Raw genomic sequence first — 14,218 nt, forward strand, 5'->3', positions numbered from 1 at the left:
TGTTTTGATGGAATCGCTTTGCGGTTCCGTCAAGCCATGATCCGCTCCAAGGCAGACCGCCGGGGTTTCTAAAGGCTCCCGTTCGCCACCAAGCGATGGCGCAAGGCTATTGCCCGAGCTGGGCGATCCTGATCTGGCGGGCGCGCGTCAGTACAGCGTTTTCCAGCTGAGTTTCCATCGACGGGTCGACCTGGGCCTCGACCCACTCGCCATAGACATCGCGAACCTGGCGGAAAACGGCGACTTTTATGCCGTCGGCGCGAAGTCGCGTGTCGAGGATATAGACCGTGACCTTGAAACGCTCACCCGGTGTTTCCGGCGGTGAATACCAGTCGTAGATGATCACGCCGCCAATCGGATCGGCGGAAAACGGCGGCAGGAACGCGAACGTGTCGAGCGACGCGCGCCACAGAAACGCGTTGACCCCGATGCCGCCGCCGCTGGTGTCGCTGGTACCGCCGGCATCGTCAAACAGCGCCGCGCTAAGGCCGCCCGGACCGAAAATGGTCTCGCGGGTCGGGTCGTCGACGTCCTTTTCGAACCGGCCCTGGGGGGTCTCCACGGTGTCGGCCACGCCGACACCCTCGGACGGACCACAGGCCACCAGCGTGGCGCCGGCCAGCATCAGCAGGACTACTCTAAAGTGGTAGAGATTGGTCGTTTTTCTCATTGTCACGCGCAACGAAAACACCCGTTTGTGACCTTTGTAAGATGGCGCACATTGGCTTATTGGCCGGGCCTCGGCAAGCGGGGATTGCCTGTTGTTTCCAATACCTACTGCGGCATTCTTGTCACACTGGGTTGGAAAAGCCACAAGCGGTACCCCAAAAGGCTTGGGTTTGCTTCTTAGCTCCAGTAATTTTGCCACCGTAGATCGGGCGCGGTCCCTTGGCCGGCGTTGAGGCCCTGGCGAAAGTCAGGTGCCGGTCAAACCAGAACCTGATTTTTCTTTCCGTTCCGGAAAGGCGTTTTGAAGAGTTAGTCCCTTAGGAGGTTTGCGCAATGAAGAAAGTGCTGCTTGGGACCACCGCGATGGTCTCGGTTGGCCTGGTAGCCGGACAGGCGTCCGCTGCCGAGCCGATCGAGCTGAGCTTCGGTGGTTACCACAACTGGGCGGTGTTCCTTGCCAGTAACGACGATTCGGCAGGTAACGGCGTTTCGATTCCGAACGAGCCCGGTTTCAACAAAGGCGACCACGACATCAAGTTTGATGGCGAGTTGCAGGTTCGCGGTAAGACCGTTCTGGATAACGGCCTTGAAGTCGGTGTTCGCATCGAGATCGAGGGTGAGACCCAGGGCGATCAGCTGGACGAGAACTATGCCTACATCGAAGGTTCGTTCGGCCAGTTCCGCATCGGTAACGATGACCCGGCGTCCTACATCATGGCGACGGCTGCTCCGTACATTAACTACGTGTTCGGCGCCAACACCCCGACGGTGTGGGCGAACGGTCTGTCGCAGTTCTTTGGTCAGACGACCGGTCTTGCCCGTTCGCGTTTCGCGGCCGGTGCCAGCGTTACGTTCGCCACGTTCCCCAATCAGACGGGTGACGATGCGCGCGTGATGTACTTCTCGCCGGTGTTCAACGGCTTCCAGTTCGGCGCCTCTTATGCCCCGGACAACAAGGAAGCGCTGCCTGGCGGTACGTACACGCTGCCGGTCCAGATCGGTCCTACGGCCACGACGCCGGCCGGTACGCATGGTGAGACCTGGTCGGTCGGCGCGCGTTACGACGGCGAGATCGGCGATGTCGGTCTGACCGTGGCTGGTGGCTATTTGGATGTGTCCAGCAAGGCCATCCAGAACTTGCCTGCCAACATCGGCACCACGGACTCCAACTCCTGGAACGCTGGTCTTGTGCTCTACTACGGCAACTGGGGTCTCGGTGGTTCGTACATGAACACAACCGATAACGCCAACGTCGCCGGTACCGACATCGAAACCTTCGATCTCGGTCTGTCGTACTACGCGGACGGTCCCTGGAGCGCTGGTATCTACTGGCTGCATTCAGAAACCGACTTCGCTCCCGGCACACTTTCTGCCGCTGGTGGTGTAACCGACGAGTTCGACGCCTACCGTCTCATGGGTCAGTACGACCTGGGTCCGGGCATCGCCGTTACCGGCGCTGTCGGCTTCGATCAGTTCGAAGACGGTGTGGTCAACCGCGACTACGACACCTACTTCGGTGGTGCCGGTCTGTTGATCAGCTTCTGATCTGTCCTCAGTTCAGGACATGTCGAGAAGGGGCGGCTTCGGCCGCCCCTTTTTTTGTCCGTTGTTCTTATGCTAGACCCGGCCAGCAATGGTAATCGCTTCTGCAGCGAGCATGTCGGCGACAAAAAATGGGAAACCTGATCTGGCTTGCCAGTTATCCAAAGTCCGGCAACACCTGGATGCGCGCCTTTCTGCACAACGTGATGCTCAAGAACCAGCGCCCCCATGGCATCAACCGCCTGGATGACCTGACGACCGGTGATGTCACGCCGGAGCACTACGCGGCGATCGCGGGGCGACCTCTCGACGGGATGACGGCCAGCGACATCGCCGCCCTCAGAGCGCCGGTCCAGGCGGCGCTTGCCGATCAAGCGAATGGCACGCGATTCATCAAAACGCACAGCGCGGTGCTCGAGTTCGCCGGTCATCCGACGATCAACGTGGCGGTGACGGCCGGTGCCATTTACATCATCCGCAACCCGCTTGACGTTGTGGTCTCGTTCAGCCATCACCTCGGTCGCCCGGTTGATGACGTCATTGATCTGATGGCGACCCAAAACAGCCATACATCGATGTCCGAGACCTTGATGATCGACTTTATCGGCAGTTGGTCCCAGCACGTCGAGAGCTGGACGGGCAGACCCAACCCCGGCCTTCACGTGGTCCGCTATGAAGACATGCTTGATGAGACCCATCGGACCTTCGCCGGCGTTGTGAAGTTCCTCGGTCTTGATGTTCCGCGTCAGCACATCGAACGCGCCGTGCGCCACGCTTCGTTCAAGGTCTTGCGCAAACAGGAAGAAACGGACGGCTTTGTCGAGCGCAGTGAGCATGCCGAACGCTTCTTTCGTGTCGGAGAGAAAGGCCAATGGTGCGACGTGCTCTCTGATGACCAGGTGGCGCGTGTGGTAGAAAGCCATCGTGCGGACATGGAACGCTTTGGCTATGTGCCGCGGGGTCACTGACGCGTGACGAAAGGCAAGATCATCTGGCTCGCTTCCTATCCGAAGTCCGGCAACACCTGGACGCGCGCGTTTCTCTTGCACCTCTTCATGAACCCAAAAGAACCGTTCTCACCCGACGACATAAGCGCGATGTCGCCTCACGACACGGCGCGCTACTGGTTTGAAAAGGCAGCAGGCGAGGCGCCGGCAACATGGGACGAGAAACGGGTGGCCAGTCTACGACCAGGCATCCAGGAAGAAATCGCCAAGTACGCGCCAGACAACATATTCGTCAAAACACACTGCGCCCTTATGCAGTGGCACGGCTACGCGGTGATCGATTTTGCGCTGACCGCCGGCGCCATCTACATCGTGCGCAATCCGCTCGACATCGTCGCATCCTATGCCGCGCACTCCGGCTCGGGCCCCGATCACATCATCAACGTCATGAACGATTCCGGCCACGTGCTGCCGGAGCAACCCGACCAGGTTGCGCACCTCATTGGTAGCTGGAGCGAGCATGTCCAAAGCTGGACCGCGCGCCCCAATCCTGCCTTGCACATCATGCGCTATGAGGATCTGGTGGAACGGCCCGACGAAACGTTTGGTGGCCTGGTCCGGTTTCTGGGTCTCAATCCACCACCTGACCGACTGGAGCGCGCCCTCTCGTTTTCGTCGTTCGACACGTTAAAGACGATGGAGCAAAAACACGGTTTCGCCGAACGCGCCATCAACCAGAAACGTTTTTTTCGTGCCGGCAAGGTCGGCGGATGGCGAGATGAACTGAACGACGACCAAGCTCGATCGATCATCCAGGTCCATCGTGAGCAGATGGCCCGGTTTGATTACATTCCTCAGGGCTACTAGCGGAACGGGTGTAGGGCGTGGGCAATATCATCTGGCTGGCAAGCTATCCCAAGTCCGGCAATACCTGGATGCGCGCTTTCTTGCACAACCTGTTTCGCAATCCAGGCGAGCCGCTCGACATAAACGAGATTGGCGGTGGGCTGATCTCGACCGGCGAGGCCGTCATGAAGTGGTACAAGATGCTCGACTCCCGACCGCCGGAGGAATGGACCCGCCCCGACATCGACGCCATGCGGCCCAAGGTCCATCAGCTCATCGCCGATAACTATCCCGGTACGATCTTCTGCAAGACGCATTGCGCATTGCTCGAGCTGCGCGGCCACTCGACGGTGAACCTGGACGTCACGGTCGGTGCCATCTACATCGTGCGCAATCCGTTGGATGTCGCCCTGTCGTTCGCTGACTTTCAAGGCGTCGACGTCGACAGGGCCATCACAGTCCTGGGCACGACAAACTGCGAGTTGCCGAACGATCGCGAAAGCGTCTCCGAACCGCTGGGCTCCTGGACACAGAATGTCGAAACCTGGACCGGCAAGCCAAATCCCCGTCTTCTCATCGTGCGCTATGAGGACATGTTGAAAGCGCCAGTGAAAACATTCTCTGGTGTCGCAAAGTTCCTGAACGTCAATGCACCGCGCGACCGGATCGAGCGGGCCGTGAAGAGCTCGTCGTTCAAGGTCTTGCGCGCACAAGAAGACAAGCACGGTTTCGCCGAACGCTCGCCAGCCCAGGATCGCTTCTTCCGCAAGGGTACGGCCGGGCACTGGAAGGACGAACTCGACGACGAGCAGATCGCAAAGGTGGTTAGCGACCATCGTGAACAGATGCAGCGTTTCGACTACGTGCCGGCCGGCTTTTAGGCGGCGGAGACAATCCCATGGGAAACATTGTTTGGCTCGCCAGCTATCCGAAATCCGGCAACACCTGGATGCGTGCCTTCCTCCACAATCTATTCCGCGATCCCAAACAGGCGATGAACATCAATCAGATGACCGGCAGCCTGAGCCAGGGCGAGTCATCGACGGGCTGGTATCGGCTGATTGATTCACGGCCTCCTGAAGAGTGGACGCACGACGACATCGCGCGCATGCGCCCGCGGGCCCACGAGATGATTGCCCAGTCGCAACCCGGATCCGTGTTCTGCAAGACTCACTGTGCGTTGTTGTCGGTTCGTGGTTTTCCGACAGTAAACATGCAGGTGTCGGCCGGCGCCATCTACATCATCCGCAATCCTTTGGATGTCGTGATTTCGTTTGCCGACTTTTTGGGCGTCGATATCGACATGGCGACCAAGATGATGGCGACGGAGAATTTTGAAACGCCGGTCGGCGGCTCAAACGTGACGGAGTCACTGGGAAGTTGGAGCCAGCATGTGGCCAGCTGGACTGCCACCCAGGGACACATGCTGACGACTGTCCGCTATGAGGATCTCAAGTCGTCTCCGGTCAAGACCTTCGGTGCGGTGACCAAGTTCCTGCAGCTTGATGTGCCGCGAGGCCGGCTTGAACGCGCGATCAAAAATTCGTCGTTCAAGGTGTTGAAGGCGCAAGAGGATAAGTTCGGTTTTGTCGAGCGCTCGCCCCATCAGGAGCGCTTCTTCCGTAGCGGCAAGTCCGGCGGCTGGCGGGAGACGCTGACCGACGATCAAATCGCGGCGATTGTCGAGACGAACCGGGTGCAAATGGAACGCTTCGGTTACGTCCCCGACGGCTTCTAGATCAGACGATGGGCGGCATCATATGGCTTGCGAGCTATCCAAAATCGGGCAACACGTGGGTCCGGGCTTTTTTGCACAACCTGTTCCGAGATCCCAAATCACCGTTTGATATCAATAAGATGGATGCGTTGACTGGCAACGAAGCGGCACTGCCGAACTTCACGGCAGCCGACGGTCGACCGTGGCAGGAATGGACACCCGACGATGTCGCGGCCATGCGGCCGGCTGTGCAGAAACGACTAAGCGACCGTCAACAGCACATGACGTTCTGCAAGACACATATGTCGGTTCTCCAGGTGCGCGGTCATCCGACGATCAACATGTCCGTCACCGCCGGCGCGGTCTATATCGTGCGAAACCCGCTGGATATCGTTTCCTCACTGGCGGATCATCAAGGCCTGACGACGGCCAAGGCGATCGAGATGATGAACCTCACCAACTACGAGACGCCAACAACGCAGACGATGGCGGGTGAGCCCTGGGGCAGCTGGTCGCAGAACGTTGAGAGCTGGACGGGACACGCCAATTCCGCACTGCACGTCATGGGTTATGAAGACATGCTGGCGGATCCACTGAAGGTGTTCTCCGGCCTCGTCGGGTTTCTTCGCTTGGATGCAACGCCGGAACGCATCGAACGCGCCGTCGAGAACGCGTCCTTCAATGTTCTTCGCGCACTGGAGGAACGGGATGGCTTTCGCGAACGAACGATGGCGCAGCGTCGTTTCTTTCGGTCGGGCAAGTCCGGGTCGTGGCGCGACGAACTGACCGATGACGAGGCACGCACGGTGGTAGCTGCGCACCGCCAGCAGATGGAGCGGTTCAATTATGTACCCGACGGTTTCTAGGGTGCTTTCCGTTCGAACGGCATCTCCAGTCCACTCCGCCACCCGACCACCCATGGCAGCATACTCGGGATGGCCGGGTGGGCGAGTGGGCCGGCACAGAGTCCGAGAGAACGGGAACTTCTCTAGCGTCTTTGACGTAGTGTCCGTCGGATTGGTTCGGTCTTAGGAGCGGCCGGGTACCCGTGGGCAACATCGTCTGGCTCGCCAGCTATCCGAAGTCCGGCAACACCTGGCTCAGGATGTTTCTGTTGAACCTCTTTTCCGGATCGGACGATCCGGCTCGCTTGAATGATGTCAGCCGTATGTCGACCAGCGACACCGTAATGCGCTGGTTCCGCGAGGTTGACGATCGGCCGCCCAAGTCGTGGTCGACCGACGACATCGCCCATTTGCGGCTCAAGGTGCAACGCCATCTGGCGGGGCTGCGTGATGACAGCATTTTTGTCAAAACACATGCCGCACTGATGCCCATGTGTGGTCAGCCGGCTTTCGACATGTCGGTCAGCGCCGGTGCCATCTACATCGTTCGCAATCCACTCGACATCGTCGACTCTTACGCTCGACATGCGGGCCTTGATCACGACGAGACCATCACTTTGATGTCGACGCCCGGCCACATGCTGCCGCGGACCGATGACCTGACGGAGTTCGTGCAAGGCGGTTGGTCGCAGAACGTGGCGAGCTGGACGCAACCCAACCCGGCAGTCCATGTCCTGCGCTACGAAGACATGATCGAGGATACGGAGGGGACGTTCGGCAAGGTATGCCAATACCTGACGCTTGACGTGACGCCGGAGCATCTGTCGCGCGCTGTCTCACACTCGCAAATCGCTGTTTTGCGCCGTCTTGAAGACGAGGACGGCTTTCATGAGCGCACGAAGAACCAGGAGCGTTTCTTCGGTGAAGGCCGCAGCGGTGGGTGGCGTGACGTTCTCAGTGATGACCAGGTCGCGCGGTTCGTCGAACGGCACCGTGTGCAGATGGCGCGTTTCGGCTACGTGCCCGACGGCATGTAAGGTCGTCCTATGGGCAAGATTCTGTGGCTCGCCAGCTATCCGAAATCCGGCAACACGTGGCTGCGTCTATTCATCAGCAATCTCCTGGCCGATAGCGCGACACCGTTCGACATCAATCGGATCGGTGAGGTAACGCTGGCCGAACCGGGTACCGCGGGATTTGCGCTGTTTGATCAACGGCCGTGGCAGGAATGGTCGGATGCCGACATCGCGCGTCTAAGGCCTCAAGTCCAGGAACGCATCAGTCAGACGCGTGAGGGTGTCATTCCCGCCAAGACACATAGCGCCTTTGTCAAAGTGGGCGGTGTGCCGACGATCAACATGGCTGTGACCCATGGCGCGGTCTATGTCGTCAGGAATCCGCTCGACGTCGTCATTTCCTACGCTCATCACCAGGGCATCGATATCGACGCGATGATCGACATCATGGCGACCGACATGTTCCGCACGCCGACCAATGCGACCAATGTCTATGAAGTCATGGGCAGTTGGTCACAGCATGTGGCGAGCTGGACGGCGTCAGAGAGTCCCATGGTCCATGTCATGCGTTACGAAGACATGGTCGCCGATGCGGGCTCTGCCTTCAGCGACCTCGCGGCTTTCATGCGTGTCCAGACGACGCCGGAGAAGATCGAACGCTCGGTACAGCACGCGGCGTTCGACACGGCCAGAAAGATGGAAGCGAAGACGGGCTTCGTCGAACGCACGCCGGTGCAGGATCACTTCTTCCGGTCGGGCCGCGTAGCGGAATGGCGCGAGGTGTTGAGCGAGTCTCAGGTGCAGAGGATCGTCGAGGCACATCACCAGCAGATGGCGCGCTTCGGCTATCTACCGGACGGGCCATAGGCTGCGCGATGGGTTCCATTGTCTGGATTGCCAGCTATCCGAAATCCGGCAACACGTGGCTGCGTGCCTTCCTGCACAACGTGTTGCACGACAAGGGCGGACCGCTTGATCTTAATGCCCTGTCGAAGTCGTCGCGCAGCGATGCATGGCGTCCCGATTTCGAACGGGTTGCCGACCAGCCGCTCGACGAATTGGGCGATGCGGGTATCGCCGCGCTCAGGGCACCGGTGCAGCGCTCGCTTGCCGGATCAGGCGCTGCCACCATGCTGGTCAAGACCCATTCGGCGCTAACCCGCGTCGGTGGCAAGCCAAGCCACGCGACCGACGTCACGGCGGGCGCCGTCTATCTGGTGCGCGATCCGCGCGACGTCGCCGTTTCCTATGCCGATCATCTGGCGGTGACCATTGATCGGATCATCGAGATCATGGCGACCGAACATGCCCACACCCGGCTCGATGACACCCATGTTACGGAGTTCCCCGGCAGCTGGTCGCAGAACGTCGCGACGTGGACGGCATCGGGCAACGACCGTGTCCATGCCGTTCGCTACGAGGACCTGCTTGGCGACCCCGAGACGACCTTTGCGGGCATCATGCAGTTTCTCGGCATCAAATCCGACGATCAGGTGTTTCGCCACGCGCTCGCCAACACGTCCTTTGACCAGCTCAGCCGCCAGGAAAGGGATAGCGGCTTCATCGAACGCTCGCATCGCCAGGACCAGTTCTTTCGCGCCGGACAATCCGGCGCGTGGCGTCAAGTGCTGACCGATGAACAGTCTGCCCGTATTGTGGCGGATCACGGCGCGCAGATGGCACGGTTCGGTTATGGAAACGGCGGACATGACGGGTGATGAGATAGACGTTGCGGCAAACCTTGCGGACGTGCACGCGGCGATCGCGGTTGCCGCGCGCGATGCCGGAAGAGAGGGCGGCGACATAACCTTGATCGCGGTCAGCAAGACCCACGACGCCGATCACATTCTCCCGGTCATCGAAGCCGGTCATCGTGTGTTCGGCGAGAACCGCGTGCAGGAGGCGGAGACAAAGTGGCCGGCCCTGAAGCAACAATTCACCGATATCGAACTGCATCTGATAGGCCCGCTGCAGACCAACAAGGCCAAGAACGCCGTCGCCCTGTTCGATGTCATCCAGACCATCGACCGCGAAAAGCTGGTCCATGCGCTCGTCAAGGAGATGACCAAGCAGGATCGCCATCCCGCCTGCTTTGTGCAGGTCAACACCGGCGAAGAACCGCAGAAGGCCGGCGTGCTGCCCGATGATACCGACGGGCTGGTCACCGTCGCCCGCGATGCCGGGCTGAACGTGGTCGGCCTGATGTGCATTCCGCCGTTCGACGAGGAGCCATCCATGCACTTCGCGCTGCTGCGCGAGATCGCGGTGCGCAACGGACTTGACCGGCTCTCGATGGGGATGAGCGGCGACTATCCGGTCGCCGTCACCTTTGGCGCGACCCATGTGCGCGTCGGAACGGCGATCTTCGGCCATCGACCGCCGTTGCCGTCCGCCTGACGGTCAGGTCACCGGGGTTCGACCACCAGGCGTGACTGCGGTGTCAGCCGCGACAGGATCCAAAGGAAGTCGTCGCGCGAAAAGGCGACGCAGCCTTCCGTCGCGCTGTAGTCGGGGCGCGCCAGATGCAGAAAAATCGCGCTGCCCCGTCCTGGGACTGGCGGGTTGTCGTTGTAGCCGACATCGACGACGAGATCGTAGAGATGATCGCCGCGCCACATGACCTCATGACCCTTCCAGAACGGCCGTTTGACCGGACGGTTGTAGTCGGGGTCGCTCGGGTCGTCGCACCAGCCGTCGGCCGGCGTCAGGGTGATGCGGGGCAGGCCGGTCTGCGGATCGCGGATGCGGTCGGGGCGGTAGTAAAGACGGCGCAACGGGAAATCACCCGCCGGTGTCGCGCCGTCTCCTTCCAGCTTGAAACGCCGAACGCCGCCGCGGCCGACGGCACAGCGAAATCGGCGCCGTCCGAGCTTGGCGTGGCCGTCCGGCGAGACAACCAGGTCACCCGTCGCCATCAGCGCCCGGCCAGGCGCACGGCGCCGCGTTCGGTCAGCGCTTGGTCGAACGCCTCAAGCTGCGCCATGGCAAGACCGAACACGCTGTCTGGCAGGTAGTTGCCGTCGGCATCCGGTTCGCCGGCGGGCCGGCCGGTCAAAATCTCTATGGCGTCGCTCACCCGTGTCGCGCTCCAGATATGGAACCGGCCTTCGGACACCGCATCGACGATCTCCGGTTTCAGTATCAGGTTGCGTTCGTTGGCCGCCGGTACCAGCGCACCCTGGTTACCGGTCAAGCCACGTTCCGAACAGATCCTGTAGAAACCTTCGATCTTTTCGATGGCACCACCGATCGTCTGAACGTCGCCGGCCTGGTTGATCGATCCGGTCATGGCGATGTCCTGGCGCAACGGCAGGCCCGAGAGCGCCGACAGGATCGCGCAGACCTCGGCAAGCGACGCGCTGTCGCCCTCGACGCCGCCATAGGACTGCTCGAACGTGATGGAGCACGAAAAGGAGAGAGGGAAGCGCCGGGCGAACAGGCCCGACAAAAAACCCTCGACGATCAACGCGCCCTTCTGCTGGATTGGCCCGCCCATGTTGACCATGCGTTCGATGTTCACGACGCCGTAGGAGCCGACCGAGGCGCGCGCGGTTATGCGTGACGGCAGACCGAAGGTGTGATCGCCCACGTCCAGATAGACCAGGCCGTTGACCTGGCCCGGCGTGGCGCCGTCGGTATCGATCATGACCGAGCCTTTTTCGATCTGCTCCTGGCTGCGGTCTTCGGGCCGGCTATTGCGCCTGAGGCGCTCGTTGAGCGCCTTTTCGACCTGCTCGGCGGTCAAGGGCTGGTCTTTGCCGCACAACAGGCAGGCCTCGGTCAGGACGTCTTCGACCAGTTCGAACCGTGCCGAGAGTTTGTCCCGGTCGGACGCCCAGCGCGCGGCGTGGCCCATCAGGTTATCGATGGCGCCGGCGTCGCAGACCTTCCCGGCTCTTCTGGCCGCCCTTTGGATCAGGCGCGCGAACGTCTGAATGTTGACGTTGTCGCTATCGGCTTCGACCTCGCCGTCGATCTCGGCCTTGATCTTGAAAAAGGTTCGGAAGTCCGAATCAAGGGTCAGGAAACGCCGATACCATATCGGCGCGCCGATCAAGATGACCTTCACGTCCAACGGTATCGGCTTGGGTTGCGGTGTGCCGGTCATAGGCACGCCGCCGAAACGATAGAGCTCCTCGATCCGAATCTCGTTGTCGCGAAGCGCGCCTTTCAAGAAGTGCCACGTCGCCGCTTCGGCGGCGATCGCCTCGGCGCGCAGGACAAGAATGCCGCCATTGGCGCGGTGCAGGGCGCCGCCGCGGATCATCGTGAAATCGGTCTGCAGCGTGCCGCTGACCGGCCGGTACTCGATCGAGCCGAAAATGTTCTGATAGGTCGGGTTGGCTTCCAGCACGACGTTTGGATGTTTGGTGTCGCCGTTGTCGACCAACAGGTTGACCGCATAGCGCGTCATCGGGTCCTGCTGGACCTGGCTTTCCGGCGCTTCGTGCACCTGAAACAGATGCAGGTTGTCCAGGATGTCGTTCCTCAGCTCGACCAGCCAACGGCGCAGACCGGGATGGGCGGCATATTCCTCTTCCAAGTCGGTCAGCAGCGTGCCCGTCGTCTCATCGGCGATGCGGCGGTTTATCTCGCGGATGTTGCGCGCCAGGTCGACCTCGGCGCGCCGGGCCGTCGCGCGCATCTCTACCATGGCCGGATTCAGCCGATCGATCGCCTGCTCCAGGCGCTTGCGCTCGTCATCCGGCAACGCCATCAGCTCTTCCTGACTGCGCGGCTTGCCGTCTTCGCCCAAGACGACCAGCGACAGACCCTGTTGGCTGGACCACACATCCAGTCCCTCGGCCCGCGCCTGTTCACGCAGCCCGCCATAGGCCTCGTCCAAGTGTTTTTTGGTGCGTTCCTGCTCGGTACGCACCTCGTCGGCATAGGCATCGCCGGTGAATGCCTTGCGAAGCGCCTCGGTGATGGCCGGCACCAGCTCGCTCATGTCGTCGCGGAAGCGGCGGCCCTTACCGGCGGGCAGGCGGATCGGGCGCGGTTTGTGAGGGCGACGGAAGTTGTTCAGATAGATCCAGTCGTCTGACGGATCCTGGCCTTCGATGTGGTCCTTCACATAGGTCAGCGTTGCATCCATGCGGCCGGTACGGTCCTCGCCCAGCACGAAGATGTTGTAACCGATGTCCTTGATCGGCAGGGCGAAGTCCAGGGCTTCGCGGGCGCGCTTGTGACTCGGCAGATCGAACAGGCGGATATCGTCGTCATCGGCTTCGGGCAAGGTGAAGCGGTCAGCGAACGACGGTTTGCCGACCTGGTCGGCGCGCAGGGCTTTTGCGGTCATGATGGGCGCGTTTCTCCGTGGCGAGAGGCCGGCAAGACGATGCGGCGACCTGACAGTATGTAAGCTAGAGCATTTCCCATTCAAACGGCATCGCCGGCCCGCTCCCCCGCCCGGCCACCCATGGCAGCATCCTCGGGGTGGCCTCAGCGAAAACGCCTCTCGGCGTTTTGCCCCAGAGGGCGGGGAGGGGGCCGGCAACGGTTCCGGGAAAACGACAAAGCCCTTGGCGAGGCGGCGTCCAAGGCCGTTGATGGCCGGGCTGCCAGACAGCGCGCGCCTTCACATGTCCGTCAGGCCGCTGTGAGCGGCCCGCCATGGATTGCCTCCGCATGGCCCCTTGCGGCGCGAGGGGCGCCCACCCTAACCTCGCTCCCACCAACTCGGGGATAGAAGGCGCCTATGCCATCAGACACGTTCCGCGGCCTCAGCCGCGAGGAGCTTGACGCACAATACGATCTGCGTGGCCGGGTCACTGACCACCAAGCTTTCTTTGACAGCTACGACGCCTTGAGCGAGCAGACGCGCAATGGCTTTCGCGGCAACTACAATGTGTCTTATGGCCCCGATTCCGGCCAGAAACTGGATATCTTCCCAGCGTCCGAACCCGGCGCGCCCGTTGTCATGTTCATCCACGGCGGTTACTGGCGTTCACTCGACAAGGGCAATTTCAGCTTTGTCGCCATGGGTCTGGCGCCCGCCAGCGCGACGGTGGCGGTCATCAACTACGATTTGGCGCCATCTGTCGACATGGATGTCATTGTCCGCCAGTGCCGCGAGGCCGCCGTTTGGCTGCACGACAACGCGTCCAACTGGAACGGTGACGGCCAGCGGCTCTATCTCAGCGGACACTCGGCCGGCGGGCATCTGGCAGCCATGATCCTGGCGACCGACTGGTCGGGTTTCACGGAAAACCGGATCCATCCGGGATTTGTGCGCGGCATGGTGGCGATCAGCGGCCTGTACGATCTGGACGTCCTGCGTTCGACATTCTTAAACGCCGATCTGCGGCTGGATGCGCATGCGGCCGCGCGCAACAGCCCGGTCCGATTGGCGCCCTTCATGCCCAGACCGCATGTACCGGTGCACCTTGCCGTCGGTATCGACGAAACCGACGAGTTTCACCGTAATCTCGCGCAATATGCGGATGCCCTGGACAGCGCGGGCGTGCCGGTTACGGCGCAAACCATGCCCGGACATCATCACTTTTCTATTATCGAGGAGCTCGCGGAGCCGAATAGCGCGCTTTCCAGCCGTTTCATTCAAATGATCCAGGCTGATGCACAGCGCGAAAACGACACTATATAGAGCAGCATATGACGAAGCCTTCGGGCTTC

14 protein-coding genes are annotated in these 14,218 nt (G+C 61.1%); 11 read left to right on the top strand and 3 right to left on the bottom strand.

The window, feature by feature from the left end; translation table 11 throughout:
• Nucleotides 1-106: 106 nt before the first annotated feature.
• Nucleotides 107-670, bottom strand: a complete 564-nt coding sequence (locus AAF563_01610; protein ID MEM7119940.1) for a DUF3576 domain-containing protein — start codon at nt 668-670, stop codon at nt 107-109.
• Between the two features lie 332 nt (nt 671-1,002).
• Between AAF563_01610 and AAF563_01615 the strand changes: the two genes are divergently transcribed.
• The 10 genes from AAF563_01615 (at nt 1,003) to AAF563_01660 (ending at nt 9,979) form a co-directional block, all read left to right on the top strand.
• The gene (locus AAF563_01615) at nt 1,003-2,214 is read left to right on the top strand and encodes a porin (protein MEM7119941.1); all 1,212 of its coding nucleotides are present in this window, start codon (nt 1,003-1,005) and stop codon (nt 2,212-2,214) included.
• Between the two features lie 128 nt (nt 2,215-2,342).
• The gene (locus AAF563_01620; GenBank protein ID MEM7119942.1) at nt 2,343-3,179 is read left to right on the top strand and encodes a sulfotransferase domain-containing protein; all 837 of its coding nucleotides are present in this window, start codon (nt 2,343-2,345) and stop codon (nt 3,177-3,179) included.
• 3 nt (nt 3,180-3,182) lie between these two features.
• Nucleotides 3,183-4,025, top strand: coding sequence for a sulfotransferase domain-containing protein (locus tag AAF563_01625; GenBank protein MEM7119943.1), 843 nt, complete (start codon nt 3,183-3,185; stop codon nt 4,023-4,025).
• 17 nt (nt 4,026-4,042) lie between these two features.
• Complete coding sequence (locus tag AAF563_01630) at nt 4,043-4,885, top strand: sulfotransferase domain-containing protein (GenBank protein ID MEM7119944.1); 843 nt, start codon at nt 4,043-4,045, stop codon at nt 4,883-4,885.
• A gap of 17 nt (nt 4,886-4,902) precedes the next feature.
• A complete protein-coding gene (locus tag AAF563_01635) occupies nt 4,903-5,742 on the top strand; it encodes a sulfotransferase domain-containing protein (protein ID MEM7119945.1) in 840 nt (279 codons plus the stop codon).
• Between the two features lie 8 nt (nt 5,743-5,750).
• Nucleotides 5,751-6,587 (top strand): sulfotransferase domain-containing protein, encoded by an 837-nt coding sequence (locus AAF563_01640; GenBank protein ID MEM7119946.1) that lies wholly within the window; start codon nt 5,751-5,753, stop codon nt 6,585-6,587.
• 182 nt (nt 6,588-6,769) lie between these two features.
• On the top strand, nt 6,770-7,603 hold the full coding sequence (locus AAF563_01645) for a sulfotransferase domain-containing protein (GenBank protein ID MEM7119947.1): 834 nt from the start codon (nt 6,770-6,772) through the stop codon (nt 7,601-7,603).
• A gap of 9 nt (nt 7,604-7,612) precedes the next feature.
• A complete protein-coding gene (locus tag AAF563_01650) occupies nt 7,613-8,449 on the top strand; it encodes a sulfotransferase domain-containing protein (protein ID MEM7119948.1) in 837 nt (278 codons plus the stop codon).
• 8 nt (nt 8,450-8,457) lie between these two features.
• Complete coding sequence (locus AAF563_01655) at nt 8,458-9,300, top strand: sulfotransferase domain-containing protein (protein MEM7119949.1); 843 nt, start codon at nt 8,458-8,460, stop codon at nt 9,298-9,300.
• Complete coding sequence (locus AAF563_01660; GenBank protein MEM7119950.1) at nt 9,290-9,979, top strand: YggS family pyridoxal phosphate-dependent enzyme; 690 nt, start codon at nt 9,290-9,292, stop codon at nt 9,977-9,979. Before AAF563_01655 ends, AAF563_01660 begins: the two co-directional genes overlap by 11 nt.
• An 8-nt stretch (nt 9,980-9,987) precedes the next feature.
• On the opposite strand, the gene AAF563_01665 is transcribed toward AAF563_01660, so the two are convergent.
• Nucleotides 9,988-10,497, bottom strand: a complete 510-nt coding sequence (locus AAF563_01665) for a L,D-transpeptidase family protein (protein ID MEM7119951.1) — start codon at nt 10,495-10,497, stop codon at nt 9,988-9,990.
• Nucleotides 10,497-12,884 carry an AAA family ATPase gene (locus AAF563_01670; GenBank protein ID MEM7119952.1) on the bottom strand — a complete coding sequence of 796 codons (2,388 nt, stop codon included), beginning with the start codon at nt 12,882-12,884 and terminating at the stop codon, nt 10,497-10,499. The genes AAF563_01665 and AAF563_01670 overlap by 1 nt, the downstream gene beginning before the upstream one ends.
• A 399-nt stretch (nt 12,885-13,283) precedes the next feature.
• Here AAF563_01670 and AAF563_01675 point away from each other — a divergent pair, with 399 nt between their 5' ends.
• Complete coding sequence (locus AAF563_01675) at nt 13,284-14,189, top strand: alpha/beta hydrolase (protein MEM7119953.1); 906 nt, start codon at nt 13,284-13,286, stop codon at nt 14,187-14,189.
• The last annotated feature ends 29 nt before the right edge of the window (nt 14,190-14,218 follow it).

The sequence above is a fragment of the Pseudomonadota bacterium genome, from assembly GCA_039028155.1.
GTDB lineage: Bacteria > Pseudomonadota > Alphaproteobacteria > SP197 > SP197 > JANQGO01.